The sequence below is a fragment of the Enterobacter sp. CPE_E890 genome, assembly GCF_046521475.1.
Lineage (GTDB): Bacteria > Pseudomonadota > Gammaproteobacteria > Enterobacterales > Enterobacteriaceae > Enterobacter > Enterobacter adelaidei.
In genome coordinates this window covers 997914-1016988 of record NZ_JBKFZW010000001.1, presented here as the reverse complement: position 1 = coordinate 1016988, position 19075 = coordinate 997914, and the positions used below count along the sequence as shown (strand labels likewise).

At 51.8% G+C, this 19075-nt stretch carries 13 protein-coding genes and 3 pseudogenes; 9 read left to right on the top strand and 7 right to left on the bottom strand.

What is annotated here, in order from left to right:
- The first annotated feature begins 18 nt into the window (after positions 1 to 18).
- A complete protein-coding gene (locus ACLHV9_RS04915) occupies positions 19 to 1719 on the top strand; it encodes a lysophospholipid acyltransferase family protein (protein WP_108090724.1) in 1701 nt (566 codons plus the stop codon).
- Between the two features lie 107 nt (positions 1720 to 1826).
- On the opposite strand, the gene tauD is transcribed toward ACLHV9_RS04915, so the two are convergent.
- From tauD to mmuP, 6 genes are all read right to left on the bottom strand, one after another.
- Positions 1827 to 2675, bottom strand: a complete 849-nt coding sequence (gene tauD / locus ACLHV9_RS04910) for a taurine dioxygenase (protein WP_108090725.1) — start codon at positions 2673 to 2675, stop codon at positions 1827 to 1829.
- Positions 2672 to 3499 (bottom strand): taurine ABC transporter permease TauC, encoded by an 828-nt coding sequence (tauC, locus tag ACLHV9_RS04905; protein ID WP_407220207.1) that lies wholly within the window; start codon positions 3497 to 3499, stop codon positions 2672 to 2674. The genes tauD and tauC overlap by 4 nt, the downstream gene beginning before the upstream one ends.
- Positions 3496 to 4263, bottom strand: a complete 768-nt coding sequence (tauB, locus tag ACLHV9_RS04900; RefSeq protein ID WP_407220206.1) for a taurine ABC transporter ATP-binding subunit — start codon at positions 4261 to 4263, stop codon at positions 3496 to 3498. The genes tauC and tauB overlap by 4 nt, the downstream gene beginning before the upstream one ends.
- 10 nt (positions 4264 to 4273) lie before the next feature.
- Complete coding sequence (gene tauA, locus ACLHV9_RS04895) at positions 4274 to 5236, bottom strand: taurine ABC transporter substrate-binding protein (protein ID WP_407220205.1); 963 nt, start codon at positions 5234 to 5236, stop codon at positions 4274 to 4276.
- A 178-nt stretch (positions 5237 to 5414) separates the two neighbouring features.
- Positions 5415 to 6347 (bottom strand): homocysteine S-methyltransferase, encoded by a 933-nt coding sequence (gene mmuM, locus ACLHV9_RS04890; RefSeq protein ID WP_407220204.1) that lies wholly within the window; start codon positions 6345 to 6347, stop codon positions 5415 to 5417.
- Positions 6334 to 7734 carry an S-methylmethionine permease gene (gene mmuP / locus ACLHV9_RS04885; RefSeq protein WP_128348695.1) on the bottom strand — a complete coding sequence of 467 codons (1401 nt, stop codon included), beginning with the start codon at positions 7732 to 7734 and terminating at the stop codon, positions 6334 to 6336. The genes mmuM and mmuP overlap by 14 nt, the downstream gene beginning before the upstream one ends.
- A 341-nt stretch (positions 7735 to 8075) precedes the next feature.
- On the opposite strand from mmuP, the pseudogene ACLHV9_RS04880 reads away from it, so the two are divergent.
- The 6 genes and pseudogenes from ACLHV9_RS04880 to ansB all read left to right on the top strand — a co-directional run bounded on the left by ACLHV9_RS04880 (position 8076) and on the right by ansB (position 15526).
- Positions 8076 to 9181 (top strand): annotated as a pseudogene (locus ACLHV9_RS04880) (AI-2E family transporter).
- Positions 9182 to 9302: 121 nt separating this feature from the next.
- Positions 9303 to 11087, top strand: coding sequence for a diguanylate cyclase (locus ACLHV9_RS04875; RefSeq protein ID WP_407220203.1), 1785 nt, complete (start codon positions 9303 to 9305; stop codon positions 11085 to 11087).
- Positions 11088 to 11484: 397 nt separating this feature from the next.
- Positions 11485 to 11979: a molybdopterin-dependent oxidoreductase gene (locus tag ACLHV9_RS04870; protein ID WP_049007691.1), complete on the top strand. Its 495-nt coding sequence runs from the start codon at positions 11485 to 11487 to the stop codon at positions 11977 to 11979.
- A gap of 17 nt (positions 11980 to 11996) precedes the next feature.
- Positions 11997 to 13928 (top strand): EAL domain-containing protein, encoded by a 1932-nt coding sequence (locus ACLHV9_RS04865; protein WP_407220202.1) that lies wholly within the window; start codon positions 11997 to 11999, stop codon positions 13926 to 13928.
- 106 nt (positions 13929 to 14034) lie between these two features.
- A complete protein-coding gene (locus tag ACLHV9_RS04860; RefSeq protein WP_129323788.1) occupies positions 14035 to 14232 on the top strand; it encodes a hypothetical protein in 198 nt (65 codons plus the stop codon).
- Between the two features lie 247 nt (positions 14233 to 14479).
- Positions 14480 to 15526 (top strand): L-asparaginase 2, encoded by a 1047-nt coding sequence (gene ansB, locus ACLHV9_RS04855; protein ID WP_407220201.1) that lies wholly within the window; start codon positions 14480 to 14482, stop codon positions 15524 to 15526.
- Positions 15527 to 15631: 105 nt separating this feature from the next.
- Here ansB and ACLHV9_RS04850 read toward each other — a convergent pair.
- Positions 15632 to 15778, bottom strand: a pseudogene (locus tag ACLHV9_RS04850) (YggW family oxidoreductase); the annotation flags it as partial.
- 450 nt (positions 15779 to 16228) lie between these two features.
- Here ACLHV9_RS04850 and ACLHV9_RS04845 point away from each other — a divergent pair.
- Both ACLHV9_RS04845 and ACLHV9_RS04840 read left to right on the top strand, forming a co-directional pair.
- Complete coding sequence (locus ACLHV9_RS04845; RefSeq protein WP_049006200.1) at positions 16229 to 16897, top strand: hypothetical protein; 669 nt, start codon at positions 16229 to 16231, stop codon at positions 16895 to 16897.
- 531 nt (positions 16898 to 17428) lie between these two features.
- A pseudogene (locus tag ACLHV9_RS04840) lies at positions 17429 to 18768 on the top strand (tyrosine-type recombinase/integrase).
- Positions 18769 to 19075: the final 307 nt, after the last annotated feature.

The window sequence follows — 19075 nt, the reverse complement described above, 5'->3', positions numbered from 1 at the left end:
ACGGCAGGAGGAGTAATCATGTTTAGCCTCGATAGCGTTCTCGACGATCTTTGGCCTCAGGCGAGGCCAGCCCCCTGGCAAAAAAGTCTGTTAAAAAGACTGTTTTACGAAGACGAATTCCAGCAATTTGCCGCAGCACACCGCCACCTGAAAGGTCTGGATATGGTGGAGCAAGTTCTGGAGCACCTTGATATTCTCTGCACCGTTTCCGCCCGCGATCTCGAACAAATCCCCGAACATGGCCCGCTGGTCATTATTGCCAACCACCCGACGGGTACGCTTGACGGGCTGGCGCTGTTGTACGCCGTCTCCAGGGTACGACGCGATGTCAAAGTCGTGACCAACCGGATGCTGACCCACCTTGAGCCCCTCAGTTCGCTGTTTATTCCAGTGGACAATATGGGTGGCAGGACGGCGAAAACGTCCCTGGTCCAGATGGAACAGCATCTGCAAAACGCTGGCGTGCTGATTTTCTTCCCGGCGGGAGAAGTTTCGCGGCCCACGCGCAAAGGCATTCGCGATAAAAAATGGCACTCTGGCTTCATCAAACTCGCCAGCAAGCTGCGCGCCCCGCTGCTGCCGGTGCATATTCAGGCACATAACAGCCTGCTCTTTTATGCCAGCACGCTGGTCTCCCCGACGCTGTCGATGCTGTTGCTGATGCAGCAGATGTTCCGCCGCCGCCATAGCCAGCTGCCGATTAAAATCGGCCAGCAGATCGCCTGGCATCACTGGCATAGCGCCACCCTTTCGTCACGTGAGATGGCCGAGCAGTGTCGTCAGCACGTGATGCGTCTTGGCAAGGGACTGCCTGGCGTCTTTAAAACCCAGTGCGCTATCGCCCGCCCGGAAGACCGGGCCACCCTGAAACGCGCGCTGGCGCAGGCCGAATGTCTGGGCAATACCAGCGACGGTAAAACCATCTATCTTTGGCAACGTAACGGTCAGGAAGATGCCCCGCTGTTGCGCGAGCTGGGCCGCCTGCGCGAAATTGCCTTTCGCGCGGTGGAAGAAGGGAGCGGCAAACGCCGGGACACCGACCGTTATGATGATGATTATCTGCATCTGATCCTGTGGGATGATGAGGATCTGGAGATCGTCGGCGCGTATCGCTTTATGCCTACCGCCAGACAGGTTGAGCGTCGCGGTCTGGAAGGGTTGTACAGCTATAGCTTGTTCCACTACGACGACAAAATGCAGGATGTGCTGGAGCACGGTATTGAACTGGGGCGCAGCTTCATTCAGCCACGCTACTGGGGACGTCGTGGTCTGGATTATTTGTGGTCCGGCATTGGGGCGTACCTTGCACGTTATCCGCACTATCGCTACCTGTTTGGCCCGGTCTCCATTTCCGGCGGCTTACCGCCTGCCGCACGGGATTTGCTGGTGGCATTTTACCGTCTCTGGTTTCCGGCGACACATCCATTAGCCGCCTCACGTCAGCCGTATCCGGCATCGCTGCCGGATGTTCTGGCACAGTTTAGCGGCGTGGATTATGTGGATGACCTGACGAAGCTTAAATCGCTGCTCGGAAACCTCGGTTGCGGCATTCCCCCGCTCTACAAACAGTATTCCGAGCTTTGCGAACCCGGCGGCGTGCAGTTTATTGATTTTGGCAGCGACCCGGCATTTAACGACTGCGTCGACGGACTGGTGCTGGTGGATTTGTGTTACCTGAAGGCGAACCGCTATCAGCGGTATATTGAGGCGCACCTTTAAATGTGCGGTATTTTGTAGGCCGGGTAAGGCGTAGCCGCCACCCGGCAATTGTGCACCGTTTTCGCCGGGTGGCGGCTACGCCTTACCCGGCCTACGGGAGCGACGGGTTAAGGACGGTAAAACGGCTTATCCCCCAAAATCGTTGCCCGCTGCATAATCCGGCGCTGCGGCAGGTAATCCGCATTGGCATAATGCTGAGTCACGCGGTTATCCCAGATCGCCAGGTCGTTCTCCTGCCAGCGCCAGCGCACCTGAAACTCCGGTTTAGTGATATGCGCAAACAGGAAACTCAACAACGCCTCGCTCTCTTTTTCCGTCACGTCCACAATGCGCGTGGTGAACCCTTCGTTGACGAACAGCGCCTGCTTGCCCGTCACCGGGTGAGTACGCACGACCGGATGTAGCAACGGTGGATGCTTTGCAACCGCTTCCTGCCAGCGCTGATGTTCTTCTTCGCTCTTACGGTACTTGTACTCCTGGAACGATTTTTTGAAGTCATGCTCCGCCCGCAAGCCGCTCAGCAGCGTCCGGAACGGCGCGGACAACGCTTCAAAGGCCGCTATGCCGCTAGCCCACAGCGTATCGCCGCCGGTTTCCGGTAACAGCTTCGCCGCCAGGATCGCCCCGGCAGGCGGCGTCTCGATAAAGGTCACATCGGTGTGCCAGTTGTCGTTATCCGGTGGATTATCGTTGTGGGTATCCAGAACGATAATCTCCTCCACGCCTTCCGCATGCGGATAGACGGGGTGGATATGCAGGTCACCAAAACGCAGCGCCAGGGCGCGCTGCTGCTGCGGGGTTATCGCCTGTTCGCGCAGGAACACCACCTGATGGCGCAGTACTGCGTGGTACAACTGCTCGAACTGGTTATCGCTCAGCGGACGGGTCACATCCAGCCCAGACACCTGCGCACCAATGTACGGCCCCAGCGGGGTAATGGTCAGACGTTCACTCATTGTATTTCTCCATGCCAGGGCGTCAGGCGGCGCTGTAACGCGCGCAGCCCCAGTTCTAATCCAAAGGCAATCACGGCGATCACCGCAATTCCTGCCAGTACCACGTCAGTCGCCAGAAACTCTCCGGCAGACTGCACCATAAACCCAAGGCCGCGCGTGGCTGCAATCAGCTCCGCCGCCACCAGCGTGGACCAGCCCACGCCGAGGCCGATGCGCAGTCCGGTTAAAATCTCCGGCAGTGCGCCGGGTAAAATCACGAACAACAGCACCTGCGTGCGGCTTGCTCCCAGCGACTGCGCCGCGCGGATCCGCACCTGCTGGGCGCTCTTCACCCCCGCCAGCGCCGACATGGCGACCGGGGCGAAAATCGCCAGATAAATCAGTAAAATTTTTGACGTTTCACCAATACCAAACCAGATAACCATCAGCGGCAGGTACGCCAGCGGCGGCACCGGGCGGTAAAGCTCAATCAGCGGGTCGAGAATGCCGCGAACAGTCGGGCTCAACCCCATCGCAATTCCCACCGGAATACCAATGATGACCGCCGCCAGCAGCGCCACCAGAATACGGGCCAGGCTTGCGCCTAAGTGCTGCCACAGCGTGGCATCCATAAAGCCCTGCGGCCCGGCGATGGAAATAAGTTTGGCCAGCACCTGTCCCGGCGGTGGCAGAAACAGTGGGCTAATCCACTGCTGGGCAGCCACCAGCCACCACACCGCCAGTAATGCCAGCAGCGTGCCGACGCTCAGTGTGATTTGGTGCGAGAAAGGCCAGCGCAGGACCAGACGCGTGCGGCGCGTTTTTTCACTGAAGACGATGCTCATGAGAACGCCTCCCGTTGTTCAAACACGCGGCTTAAGACGTATTCACGTTGTTCAATAAACAATGGGTCGGATTTGATGCTGCGCACGGGTTCTCCTGTGACGTAGCGACGGGCAAACTCAAGCGGCAGGCGTTCCAGTACGCGCCCAGGCCCTGGCGATAACAACACCAGTTCGGTGGCCATAAATACCGCCTCTTCAATATCATGCGTGATCAGCAGCACCTGTTTGCCAGTTTCATGCCACAGGCGCAGCAGCAGGGTTTGCATCTGCTCCCGGGTAAAAGCATCCAGCGCGCCAAAAGGCTCATCAAGCAGCAACAGCTGTGGATTCGCTGCCAGCGCGCGGGCAATACCTACGCGCTGGCGCTGACCGCCGGAAAGCTGCCAGATAAAGCGTTTTTCCGCCCCTTCCAGCCCCACTTTTTTCAGCATCGCCCGTGCCGTTTCCAGCCGCTTTTCGCGATTGATGCCCGCAAGCTGTAGCCCAAACGCCACGTTTTCCTGCACGTTGCGCCAGGGAAGTAATCCTTCGTTCTGGAAGACCACGCCGCGCTCGGCGCCCGGGCCTTCCACCTTTTTGCCTTCCAGTTGAATGGTGCCATGCTGATAAGGGACAAACCCGGCGATCAGATTCAGCAGCGTGGTTTTTCCGCACCCGGACGGGCCCAGCACCACCAGCAGTTCTCCGCTGTCCAGCGTCAGGTTGATGTCCTCCAGCGCGGGCTTACCAGCGTAATCGGCATACAGATTTGTAATATTCAGCATGGCGGACTCCTTATTTCACAAAACGATCGGTCACGTACTGGCTGTAATCAGCGGCCACCGCAGGCACTTTGCCCTGCTCTTTCAGGAAGGTGGCGGTATCCACAATCGCTTTGTTCACCGGCCCGGTCAGCTGCTGCACCTGCTGCGCGGGGGTGAGATAGGTATTGCCTTTCACCAGCCCCGGTACGTCCGCTTCCGGCACGCCGCTCAGGCGGGAGAGTTTCTCCAGGTTGGCGGGCTGCTTCAGCCATTCATCCGGGTTGCTGATATAGGGCTGCTGGGCGTCAATCGCGCTTTTGGCGAAGGCTTTCACCACCTCAGGGTGTTTCTCGGCAAAGTCTTTACGCACGACCCACACGTCGAGGGTTGGCGCGCCCCACTGGCCCACTTTTTCCGAGTCGGTCAGCACGGTACCGTCTTTTTCCAGTTCGTTGACAGCCGGTGCCCAGACATACGCGCCGTCAATATCGCCTCGCTGCCAGGCCGCGATAATTGCCGGCGGCTGCAGGTTGATAATTTGTACCTGACCCGGTTTGATGCCCCAGTGCTTGAGCGCCGCCAGCAGGCTGTAGTGGGTGGTTGAAATGAATGGTACGGCAATACGCTTGCCAATCAGATCTTCCGGTTTGGTGATGTTCTTCTTCACCACCAGCGCTTCAGAGTTACCGAGCTGCGAGGCGAGCAGGAAAACCTCGATCGGCACCTGCTGGCTGGCCGCAACCGCCAGTGGGCTGGATCCGATATTGCCGATCTGCACATCGCCGGAGGCTAACGCACGCACGACGGACGCCCCGCTGTCGAACTTGCGCCAGTCAACCTTCGCGCCGCTCTCTTTGGCAAAGGTGTTGTCCGCCTGCGCGACTTTCGCCGGTTCCGCAGAGGTTTGATACGCGACGGTGACGTCCACCGCCTGCGCCTGAAATGCCCACAGCGCCAGTGCGCCGAGAAGTGTGATTCGCGATGAAAGTGCCATAGTGCCTGCTCCCCTTGTTGTTATGAGGGCAGTATTTCCGGCGCGGGAATTTTGATAAAGGAATAAAAATGAATCGCTCATAACGATTCGTTTTTAGATAAAAAGCGGGAAAGGATAGTTGATTTTGTGCGGTGTGGCTTTTTCCCTCTCCCTGTGGGAGAGGGTCAGGGTGAGGGCATCAGCGCTGCGCGTTCAGCTCAGCAATATCTTTCGGCGTGGTCCGACAGCATCCACCGATTAATTTGGCCCCTGCATCCAGCCACTGCGGCAAATACCCTGCCAGCGTCTCGCACGCTTCACCGTGGTGGTGCCAGGTTTTGGTTACCGCGTCATAATGCTCGCCCGAGTTCGGGTAAACCACCAGCGGCAGCGAGGTCAGACTTTGCAGGTGTTTCAGCGCCGCGGTGGTGTTTTCCAGGGCGATGCAGTTGATGCCCAGCGCGACAATCTGCGGATAATGCCCCAGCTCCGCAATCACTTCCCGCAGCGGCGTACCGTCGCTCAGGTGTTTGCTGTCCCGCAGGGTAAAGGAGAACCACGCCCGGGCGCGGGGATACTCGGCCAGGAGTGCCGCCAGCGCTTTGATTTCCCCAAAAGACGGCAGCGTTTCGCAGGCCAACAGATCCGCTCCCGCATCCAGTAGCGCTTCTACGCGTGGACGGTGGAAGGTGGTGAACTCTTCTTCGCTGCGTACATAGTCGCCACGATACTCAGAGCCGTCCGCCAGATACGCACCATACGGCCCAACGGAACCGGCCACCAGCAGCGTACCCGCATGTGGGTTTTCAGCCAGATACGCTTCACGCGCCTTACGCGCCAGTTCCGCGCTTTTGCCAATTAACGCCCGGGATTGCGCCTCGTCCAGACCGCGCGCTGCAAAGCCCGCAGGCGTGGCCTGATAGCTGGCGGTGATCGCCACCTGCGCGCCTGCCCGGTAGTAGTCGAGGTGAACTTCACGGATAAGATCCGGGTTTTCGACCAGCACTTTGGCAGACCAGAGGCTGTCTGCAAGATTACAACCACGAGCTTCCAGCTCCGTTGCCATCGCGCCATCCAGCACCACAAATGGCTGTTTTTCGAGGATGGCGGTAAGCGGATTATTCTGCGACATGTTCAGGCTCCTGCGATGTCATATTTCGGGTCAGGTAGTAGGCACCATAACACAGAGCAACAAACGGAAGCCCGCAATAAAGGGCAATGCGCTGGCTTGGGTCAAACCACAGCCCAACACAGGCCACCACACAGAGGATAAATCCGAGCACGGGAACCAGCGGATACCATGGCGCGCGGTACTGCAAAGCCGAGAGAGGCTGGCCGGACTGTAAATGACGACGACGGAAAACAAAGTGCGACGCACAGATGCTGATCCACACCGCCACCACCGCAAAGCCAGAAATCGCCGACAACGCCACAAACACCGTGTCCGGTGCCACCACGCTTGAGAACAGCGCCAGCACGCCGCCAAGCATAGAAACGGATAGCGCCGTCAGCGGTACGCCGTTCTTATTAACGCGAGCAAAACAGCGCGGCAGCGTTTTCTCGTTCGAGAGCGACCACAGCATGCGGCCCGAAGCATACAGCCCGGAGTTGGCCGCCGAGAGGATCGCCGTCAAAATCACAAAGTTAAAGATATCTGCCGCATAAGGAATGCCGACCTTTTCAAACACCAGCACGAACGGGCTCTTTTCCACTCCCGCCTGCTGCATCGGGATCAGCGCCGCCAGTACAAATACGGTACCGATAAAGAAGATAATCAGGCGCGCGATAGTGGTACGGATAGCGACCGGAATCACCTTGTGCGGATTTTCCGTCTCTCCGGCTGCAATACCGATAAGCTCTGTGCCGGAGAAAGCAAAGTTCACCGCCACCATGGTCATCAGGATCGGCAGACCACCGTGCGGGAACCAGCCTTCAGCCGTAATATTGGTTAAGCCTGGCGCAGGCGAACCGTCCTGCATCGGGATAAAACCAAAGATTGCCGCACCGCCAAGAATAATAAAGGCGATGATGGTGATCACTTTGACCAGCGAGAACCAGAACTCGCCCTCGGCGAAGAAGCGCGTGGAGATGACGTTCAGACCAAAAATCACCGCGCAGAACACGACACACCAGGCCCAGACGGGCACCTGCGGGAACCAGTACTGCATGCAGAACCCAGCGGCAGTAAAGCTCGACCCGAGCGCTACCGTCCAGGTCAGCCAGTAGAGCCATGCCACGGTATAACCCGTCGCCGGACCCAGATAGCGTGCGGCGTAGACGTGAAACGCGCCGGTTTCCGGCATCGCCACGGAGAGCTCGCCCAGACACTGCATCACCAGCCAGACCACCAGCGCGCCTATCAGGTACGCCAGCAGCGTGCCTGCTGCACCGGTCGTGGAAATGATGTAGCCAGTATTGAAGAATAACCCTGTCCCAATCACGCCACCCAGCGAGAGCATTATCAGGTGGCGTGTTTTCATGGTGCGCTTAAGCTGCCCATTTTCTTGTTGTGTTTGCATATTACCTTCTATACGTATGGACATCTAAACATCCAAAGAAGGTGTGTTATACCGCGATTGTTAATAAAAAGCTAGATGACCAGACGCAAACGGGCGCGCCGCGAGCTGAGTCTGGGGTGGGTGGTGAGGATCACATAAAGAATCGGACGCCAGGCCATAAGCACCTCCGCAAGCAGATACTTACAGCATGGTGCGGGAAGAGGCGATCTTCGGTCAGTCGAAAGTGGTATCCGTGAAGAGCGGATTCATACCGTAACACTGCCCGCCACCCGGCGTAATGTTGGTAATTCTCACAATCAGTTCTATAGTCGACACAGTTTCTTAGTAACCAGGACTGACTGATGCGCTTTAACGGACTGACCAAAGGTTTCTTTATTTTTATTCTTGCCCTTGTCACCTGGGCCTTCTTCGATGTGCTGTCGCCCTACTTCTCCGCGATACTGTGGGCCGCGATCCTGACCGTCATTTTTAACCCGGTAAAAAACAGATTGCGCGCAGCGCTAGGGGATCGCAACGGGTTGGCCTCGCTGCTGACCATCGGCATCATCTGCCTGATTGTGTTCATCCCGTTGATGGTGATCCTCTCCTCACTCGCCATTGAGTTGAACGTGGTTTACACCAAGCTACAGGAGAACAACACGCAATTCCCGGAAGTAGTGGCAAGCATCTTCAACCACCTGCCAGACTGGGCCAGCGGTTTCCTGGCGGATCACAACCTGAACAACGCGGCACAGATTCAGAAAAAACTCTCGGATGTCGCCCTGCAGGGTGGACAGTATCTGGCCGGCAGCGCGTTTCTGATTGGCAAAGGAACATTTGGTTTTGCGATTAGCTTCGGCATCATGCTTTATCTGCTGTTCTTCCTGCTGAAAGACGGCCCGTATCTGGTGCGCCAGATCCTCGACTCCCTCTGTCGGATTTCGCCAAGCAGCACCTGTTCGCCAAATTCGTCGGCGTGTCGCGTGCCACGGTAAAAGGAACAGCGGCGGTGGCGGTGGTTCAGGGCATCCTCGGCGGGATTGCGTTTGCTATCGCGGGTATTGACGGCAGCGTGCTCTGGGGCGCGCTGATGGCGTTCCTCTCGCTGGTGCCCGCCATCGGCTCGGCGATTGTCTGGGTGCCAGCCGCCATCTTCCTGTTCGCCACGCATCAGATCTGGCAGGGGCTGTTTATTGTAGGCTTCTTCGTGATCATCGTTGGGCTGGTGGACAATATCTTGCGCCCGCTGCTGGTAGGAAAAGACACCAAAATGCCGGACTATCTGATTTTGATCTCCACTCTTGGCGGCATGGAGCTGTACGGCATTAATGGCTTTGTGATTGGTCCGCTGATCGCCGCGCTGTTTATTGCCTGCTGGAACCTCTTCTCCGGGCGCGATCACGAAGGTAACGCCGAAGAACTGGACGCCGATTTCATCGAAGAAGGAAAAAACCCTCCAGATTTGTGATGATGTGACGATAAAGACCACACCAGGCGGCGCTGTGCCGCCTTTTTTTTTCGCCTTAAATCAGACGTTTTCTATAATTTGAAAAAACGCCCTCCTATTCATGTCGTAAAAGGATCACCAGGTGCGAATCGCGACAATAACCAACTGGGCCTATGGTGCCACGGTCTGCCTGACCATCGCCTCAGGCATCATCATGCTGATGGCGTCCAATGCCGACACCGCAGAACGTCATGCTGTAGAACAACGCCAGCGTTTTGATGAGCTTACCGAAGATGTGGAGACCGACGCCTGGGCGCAGTCCGATTTGGCACGCTTGTACGTCATTAAAAAAGATCCGCAAACCTTCAGGGAATACCAGCAGTCAGAGGGCTATCTGAAGAACATTGAATTCCGGCTGGAAAAATTGCGGGACAATGGTGCATCAGATGATGAGCTGTCTCTGCTGCGTGAAGGGATAAAAATTATTGATGAGCTGCAGGATGAGCAGCAAACCGCGCTTTCCAGCCTGGAACGAGGAGAAGACGCTCAGGCCGTGGCCCTGCTCTATGGCGCCCCGTATGAGCAGGAGCTGGAGCGCGCGCAGAACCAGATTGATCATTTTCGTCAGATCCTCGACAAACGCGTCATCACCTCCGTTCAGGATGCAACCAAAAAATCGAAAGCGCTGCGTACGGCCTCTGAGATGATGGTTGGTCTGACCGCCCTGCTGTTCTTATTTGTTCTCGGCTTTATCTTGAAACGCCGCGTGCTGCGCCCCGTGGTGCGTCTGAGTGATGTGGTACACCGCCTGGCCTCGCAGGATTACGCGGTTGAAACGCCGAACTTCAACCAGATTGATGAGATCGGTGATATGGCACAAGCCATCCGCATCTTCCGTGAAAACGGCCTGGCGCGACAACGTCTGGAAAAAGAGCGCGATGCCGACTGGGCCATCCGCGAGCTGCTCGCGCGCATGACCCAGCGACTGCAAGGGTGCGAGAACTTTAACGATGTGATTAACGTGGCAGAGCTGTTTGCACCGAATATCGCGCCGGGGATAGCGGGCCAACTCTACGTGCTTGACCGCGATCCGTGGCAGATGCGCTGTGTCGCACAATGGCTTTCACCGATCGGGGAAAAGACGACGTTCCATCCGGATGAGTGCTGGGCCGTGCGTCGCGGGCAGAGCCACCCGCCGGTGAATGGTGAGCCAGATATCGCCTGTTACCACCTGCCGGAGTCACAGTCGAATAGTTCACTGTGCGTGCCGCTTATCGCCCAGGGCGAGGCGATTGGTTTGCTCTCCTTCCAGAATATCACTGCGGATAATGCCCCTTCCCGCGCGTATCTGGAACTGATGGCCGAAGCACTCGGTCTGGCGCTCGCCAACCAGCGACTACGCGACGCATTGCTGGAAAAAGCCCTGTTTGACCCGCTTACCGGTTTGCGTAATCGTCATCATCTGGAAGATACCCTGCAAACCCAAATGACGCAGGCGATGCGTAACGGTGAACCGTTAAGCTGCATGATGATCGACATCGATCACTTCAAGAGCATCAATGACCGCTTCGGCCATGAAGCGGGCGATCAGGTGATCAAAAGCGTGGCGTCGATTGTTCAGCGGGCGGCACATGACAACGGACTGGCGTTCCGCTATGGGGGTGAAGAGTTTCTGGTTCTGCTCTCCGGTGCTGGTGAAGAAGAGGCTCACACCTGCGCACAGAAGATTTACAACGGCGTGCATGAGCTGTCGCTTCGCTACGGGCTTACAGAAATTGGGCCGGTGGATGTCTCGATTGGTATTGCCAGCTATCCCCAGCATGCCCAGAGTGACAACCTGCTGCGCGCCGCGGATGTGGCCCTATACCGGGCGAAAGAGTTGGGTCGGTCACGGATTGTGAGTTTTGGGATGCTGGAGGCGGGCTGATTAAACAGGTTTTCCGGTATGAATTTTTCCCGCCTGCAACAACGTGGCTTACACGTTCTCGCCCAGCTGGATAAACGTACGGCTTCGCCACCCATTATGTTGTGTTTTTCTACGTTACCGGGCCGGGTAAAATCAGTAGTGTGAGAAAATATCAATCAATTAAAGCGATCATTTTTTAAACGCGGGGGAGTTTATTCAAGTAACATTGGTTTATCTCAACAACTTAACCGTTTTTTATGCAGAAAACACCCTGTCACCTCACAAACACAACTCATTGATTTCACTTGATTTACACGCAAAAAATGTATAAAAACAGTAGCGTCTCAACAAAATATATAAACTAGTATGATAACTAAATTATAATTCTTATACTTCTGGTAAAAAAGTGGAGGCCAAAATGCGATTAATCCTACTGCTGTTATGCTGTCTGGCACCGAGTTTGACCTGGGCTGGCGACCTGCCAAAACCAGTCGGTAAACCCATTTTAACGATTTACGGTAATATAGAAAATACCAATGATAATGGGAAAGCAGTGTTTGATCTCGCCAGCCTTGAAAAACTGGGTATGGTGAGTTTTGAGACAACATCCCCCTGGTATAATGGCCGCACTAAGTTTGAGGGCGTTCCAATGAGCAAACTCATGGATTATGTGGGTGCGAAGGGATCAAACATTAATGTTATCGCGCTCAATGATTACTCTACCGTCATCCCTCTCAGTGACTTCAAAAAATACAACGCCATACTTGCCTTAAAGGTCAATGGCGAATATATGCGCATCCGCGATAAAGGCCCATCATTCATTGTATACCCCTATGACAGTCTTCCTGAGTTGAATAATCAGATTTATTACTCACGATCAGCATGGCAGGTTAGCAAAATGAAGATTGAGTAGTCGTTCAGGAGAACATAATGAACAGGATACTGGTTGGTATCATTTTTTCTCTTTTTATCACGACAGGATATATTGCATACCTTGTTTATGATCGACAGCAAGAGTTGCAAAAACTGACTCAATACACTGAGTCCTGGTCAGTGGCCCAACTGGTATCTGAGTATTACCGTTTTGAATCATGGCTTGGTCTATACGCAACCGATACCGATGACGTTACGATAGACCAGGTCCGCATGCGCCTTGAAATTATGCTGAGCCAGGGCGATTTAATGAAAGGGGGTGATTTAGGTCGCTATATTGACAGCGATAAAGCGCACCAGGAGCTCGCTTCACGCTTAGAGCAAATACTGAACTATCTGGACGATCATCTTGAGAAAATGAGCCATCCGGAGTTACAGGCATACCTGAAAAATATGCATATGCTTGATGCTCCGCTGAGCCAGCTTTCTGCAACGGCACTAACGAAAGACATTAACACGGTTAATGAATCTAACAAGAAAATACAGATCCTTTATTATATTTACTCTGCTCTTTCATTACTCCTGGTGATATTAAGCTTTATCCTGGGCTTTTTAATGATTTATCAGAACAAAAATATTCTCAAAGCACATATGCAGGTTAAAAGCCTTGCTGAAGAGCTCCAGTTGTCAAAAGAAACACTGCAGATTCAGAATGCGAAGCTGGAATATGATGTCTACCATGATTCCCTGACGGGGATGAAAAACCGCCTTTACTTCTGGGACGATCTCAACAAAATTAATCTTCAGGCAGATAAGAACCACATCCCTGTCACGGTGATGTTATTTGATTTAGACCGGTTTAAAGAGGTCAACGATACCTATGGCCATGATACCGGCGATTTACTGTTACGTCAGGTATCCCGCCGTCTGACTTCAATGAGTTGCGATTCAGAGACATTTTACCGCCTGGGCGGTGATGAATTTGCACTTCTGTCCAGCGGTTTGACCGAAACAGCGGCACTTTCGCGAGCCAGAGAAATCAGCGATGAGATTAGTCAGCCCTATACGATTAATAATCAACTTATAAAAATTGCTACCTGTGTAGGTATCGTTTTATCAGACAATGAACGACGCTCTGATTATCTCTATAAATTTGCGGATCTGGCGCTCTATGAAGCCAAAAAAGCAGGTTCACAGCAGATAAAAGTCTTCCGTCAGTGGATGATGCAAAGATTACAGGAAAGTAGAACCCTTGAACATGACATGGCACTAGCACTCGATAACCATGAGTTCGTTGTTTATTACCAACCTATTGTCGATTCATTCAGCAATCAGATTTACGGATATGAAGCGCTTATTCGCTGGATACACCCGGTGAAGGGGATGCTGTCACCTGATTACTTTATTTCAGTCGCTGAAAAAACCGGAATGATCAATCAGATCGGCAAAATTGTGCTTGAGCTTGCCTGTCGGGAAGCTGTGTTATGGGCGATTCCGGCAAGGATCTCCGTAAACGTCTCACCTATTCAATTGGGTAATAAATCATTTACGACGATGGTGCAATCCATCCTTAAAGAGACAGGACTACCGGCTAACCGACTCGAGTTGGAGGTGACGGAATCTTCTCTTTTCAGTGACAGCAACATGCCAATCACTATCCTCAAAAAGCTCAGATCTCTGGGTGTAAAAATTTCCATCGATGATTTCGGAACGGGATATTCGTCGCTCTCAAGACTGAGTGAATTGAATTTTGATAAAATTAAAATAGACAAATCCTTTGTGAATCCTATTTCCACACAGGATGATGCGCTTAATATCGTCAAATTGATAACCGGTATGGCGAAGAGCCTCAATATGAGTGTCATCGCAGAAGGTGTTGAAACCGAAGCGCAGCTTGAACGTCTTCAGGCACTTGGCTGCGATCTCGTGCAGGGATACCTGTTCGGAAAACCTCAATCTCAAGTCGACCTAAAAATCAAAAACGGCTAAATCACATTTAGCATTTTCTCCTGCTTTACACAGCACTTTTTCATTATCCGTTAACGCTTTAGTAACGGAAAAAAAGACGCCTCGTCAGGGAACGGTGGCGTCCAGAATGAAAAAACCAGGCATCAATTCCATCAAGATATATGTGTCGAAAACGGTACGAAACCGTTTGCGTACGCATTATCTCACAGCAGGAGAGTGCCATCAGCTACTAAAATGGGTAATACCGATGCGGAGTCAGTCCATCACCTCTGCTCAGGTGGCCAAATTCAGTGTGGCCTGGTTTGATGAACGTCGTATTGATTGATGGGTTGAGGAATAAAAGGGTATTGCTGAAAGTGCTGCCGGGAAGATGGAAACCCTTTCAGAGTGGTTGTGGCAGGTTTTTCAGAAACGTAGCAACGGCGATTTTGCTGGTGGTTCGGGTGGAAGCGACATCCACCTCTAAATTTAACAATCTAAAAAATACATTTGTCTGGTTAACTGAATGAAATCACATTATTCAACTATGAGGTTGGGATAATGCGATAAATTCACGAAACTGGAGAAATAACATGGAGTTTTTCAGGAAAACGGCACTGGCAGCACTGGTAATGAGTTTCAGCGGTGCAGCGCTCGCCTTACCGAACATCACCATTTTAGCGACCGGCGGGACGATTGCCGGTGGCGGTGACTCCGCAACCAAATCTAACTATACGGCGGGCAAAGTTGGCGTAGAGAATCTGGTCAAAGCCGTTCCTCAACTTAAGGATATCGCTAACGTTAAGGGTGAGCAGGTCGTCAATATCGGTTCGCAGGATATGAACGACGACGTCTGGTTAACCCTGGCGAAAAAAATCAATAACGAGTGTGACAGCACCGACGGCTTCGTGATTACCCACGGTACCGACACCATGGAAGAGACCGCTTACTTCCTCGATCTAACCGTGAAGTGCAACAAGCCTGTGGTGCTGGTTGGCGCAATGCGTCCGTCTACCGGGATGAGCGCAGACGGTCCGTTCAACCTCTATAACGCGGTGGTAACCGCGGCAGATAAAGCCTCTGCCAGCCGTGGCGTGCTGGTGGTGATGAATGACACCGTGCTTGACGGACGTGACGTGACCAAAACCAACACCACCGATGTGGCGACCTTCAAATCCGTAAACTACGGACCGCTGGGCTACATTCATAACGGTAAAATCGACTACCAGCGTACGCCTGCGCGTAAGCATACCACTTCCACGCCGTTCGACGTTTCTAAGCTGAATGAACTGCCGAAGGTCGGTATCGTCTATAACTACGCGAATGCTTCAGATCTGCCGGCAAAAGCGCTGGTGGATGCGGGTTATGATGGGATAGTGAGCGCGGGTGTGGGTAACGGCAACCTGTACAAAACGGTCTTCGATACACTGGCAACCGCAGCGCATAAAGGGACTGTTGTGGTGCGTTCTTCCCGCGTACCGACGGGTTCAACCACGCAGGATGCTGAAATCGATGATGCGAAATACGGTTTCGTTGCCTCTGGTTCCCTGAACCCACAGAAGGCACGCGTACTGCTGCAACTGGCGCTGACGCAGACTAAAGATCCGAAACAGATCCAGACAATGTTTAATCAGTTTTAATCGCTGAAGGCGGCTGCGCTTATCACTTTTACTTTCAGGTCTGATAAGCGCAACGCTATCAGGCAGTTTGCCGGATGGCTTTATCCGGCAAATGCACTTAGGATCTTATTCGGTGAGAAATAGTACAGGCAGCAAGTTTAAAAACCGTTTTCCGTGCTGGGTGATCTGCCAGTGCGTCTCACTCTCGGTCAGAGCCCCCTGAGCAATGGCCTCATCAAGCGGCTGACGAATCACCGTCTCCGACAACCCCGTAGTTAGCCTGGATAATAACGGGCAGAAGAGCACAGGTGAAGATCAGCTTAGTAGCGTGCTAACAGCCTGTAATATACTGCGCGCGGCGGATGTGGCCCTGTACCAGGCAAAAGAGCTGGGAAAAGCGAGGATTGTGAGCTTCACGATGCTGGAGACGGGGTAATCGTTAGCCCGCAACCGTTGGCTTCTCTTGCCAAAGGCTTTCTACTGGTGGTACCAGGGCGGATTGCTGAGACACAGCGGTGGTTACTAATATCACCAGCAAATTTGATGCCCGTCAAAGAAATATGACTACATGGCTCAAGAAGTTAATGGGCAAGTCGATACTCAATATGAAAATACGTCAGCACACCTTACCTGGTTGAAAAGAGCCTTTTGTTAATTCAGCTGATATATCTGGCACAGATAATCGACACAGCAACTTAAGTTAAATTATTATATGGAGATAAAATGAAAGTACGTCTTTTAGCAATATCCACATCTTTAATTCTTGCTGGCTGCGCAGGTTCGGTAAAACCAGACACCGTAAAGGCAGCAAATGGTAGCTCAATTGAAATTTACAGCGTGTCCGCCATTCCAGAGCTGAATAACAATCGAGTGGCCGATAGTCACTTACGCGAAGTGACTCCGACTCATGCAGCGGCCGGTATGGGGATCGCGGTGGTCGGTGCATTACTCGGAAGTATCAACAGTAGTGATTTTGATAAAGAGAACTATAAAGGAACAACAGTCGAAACGCTGGAGAACCCAACAAACAACTGGTTTATTCCAAAAGCCAAACAAAATATTACTCAGTGGATGAATGAAAAAGGGAACGGCCACCTCTATAAACAACCGCTGTATATTGGTAAGGCGACCTGGGCATTAATCTATAAAGATGCGAATGCTGCAACGCCGCTTTATCAGCTAAAATATAAAGTTCTGTTTTATAAACGCCCGGAAAGCGGGAATATGTTCTCTGCATTTACAGTAGCAGAATGTACCCCAACACCTGTCGAGGCCCCATTGAGCGACTGGAATGCAAACAATTATAAGAAAGTTGTCAGCGAAACTGAAAAATATATGAATAGTTGCCTGCTTGAACTGAATAATCAGCTTCCACGCTTGCTAAAACAGTAATACCCGCTACTGAGCCCGACTCAGTGTTCTCACTTTGTTTTTAATTCGACTCGATGAGTCCTTCATCGAGTCGATTAAGAATCCATTATTACATAGTCGTCATGATAAGAAAAAATTAACAGATTAACGTCCCGCAAGAATGATTTTACAGAAAACATCCAGAGAAAACACACCAGAAGGATCAATATGAAGACATTACTAACATCGGTGTGTATTAATCAACAGGGAGCAGGTCACATAGAACCCCTTAAAAAAAGATTGTACCTTGAGAGCAAAAATCGTCTTAACTTATTATTTTTAAAGGATTTTGTTGTGTGAGTGCGATAATAGGAGTCGAACCTACGACCTTCGCATTACGAATGCGATGTTATTATATTTTCACCCCTTTAAAAACCTACTATTAAAACAAGCAATTCATTATAAAACATTGTGTTATGAAAAACACCTGTTGATAAAAATTGACACGCGTTGATGTTTATTCCCCCATTTTACTTACACTAGCCGTTACATTATGGTGATGTAACATTTCTCATCTGGAGCCCCAAAATGGCACTTCCAAGACAAAAACTCACCTTCGAGCGCATTCGAAAATTTGCTTTATCTGAAGGAAAAACCCAGGCATTTCTTTGGGATGCGGACGTAACTTCCCTGGCATGTAGGGCAACTCGCGGAACAAAAGCTTTTGTGTTCCAAAGCGTATATGCGGGAAAAACCCTTCGCATGACCATTGGCAACATTAACGATTGGAGAATTGATGATGCCAGGGCCGAAGCCAGGCGGCTGCAAACATTAATCGATACAGGGATAGATCCGCGTATAGCTAAGGCAGAAAAAATTGCTGAAGCGGAATCACAGCAGGCTGAATCTCGTAAAACGAAGGTAACCTTCACAAGCGCTTGGGAAGATTACCTTGAAGAATTGAGAGCCGGAATCAGCGCAAAAACTAAACGCCCATATTCTACTCGATACATTGCCGATCACATTAACTTGTCCAGCCGTGGAGGCGAAAGTAAAAAAAGAGGCCGGGGCCCAACCTCGGCTGGACCATTGGCTAGCTTACTCGACCTACCGTTATCGGAACTAACACCAGAGAACATTGCCGCATGGCTAAGTACAGAGAGACAAAATCGGCCTACCGTCACTGCTCATGCCTACCGTCTGTTGCGTGCATTTATCAAATGGGCTAATTACCAGAAAAAATATCAGGGAATAATCCATGGCGATATTGCACAAGATCATAACGTGAGAAAAGTGGTTCCAGTATCAGCGAGTAAAGCGGGAGATTGCTTACAAAAAGAACAGTTAAAAATCTGGTTCAGTGCCGTACGTAGCCTCAATAATCCCATTGCATCGGCCTATCTCCAGGTACTTTTGCTCACCGGTGCACGGCGTGAAGAAATTGCGTCACTTCGGTGGTCTGACGTAGATTTCAAATGGTCAAGCATGAGGATTAAAGACAAGATCGAAGGCGAACGTATCATCCCTCTCACTCCTTATGTTTCTGAGCTGTTAAGTGCGCTAGCGCAATTCCCAAATTCTGACGTAAATAAGGAGGGTTGGGTTTTCAGAAGTAACAGTAAAAGTGGCAAAATTATTGAACCGCGTTCAGCACACAACAGAGCGTTAGCTCGAGCTGAGTTACCACATATCAGCCTTCACGGCTTACGCCGTAGTTTTGGCACTCTTGCTGAATGGGTTGAAGTGCCAACAGGTATTGTTGCTCAAATTATGGGACACAAACCAAGTGCACTGGCGGAAAAACACTACCGCCGTCGTCCGTTAGATCTGTTGCGCAAATGGCATGAAAAAATTGAGAGGTGGATCTTACAGCAAGCAAATATTGTAAAAAAATAACCGTTGATATGCGTTGATTTCATTTAATATCAATAGATTACAGAACAACATCCATCGTTGACATAAGTGTATTTTAAGGTTTAAATTCCATCGTCCACTTTTAAATCAGGAGATAAAGCATTATGTCTAATTCTTTGATGAGTTCTGCGCAAACCAGCTCAAAGGCTCGAATAGTACGGGTCGTGGGTAAGATCAAAGTTGTTCGTTCTAGTAAGCAGCGACAAACCTGTGCTGAGTCCATATTTCAGGAAAGACAGGTGAACATCAGGATTCGAGCTGCTCTTGGACACCTCAGTGAAAAAAACTCTTTATACAATAAAAACA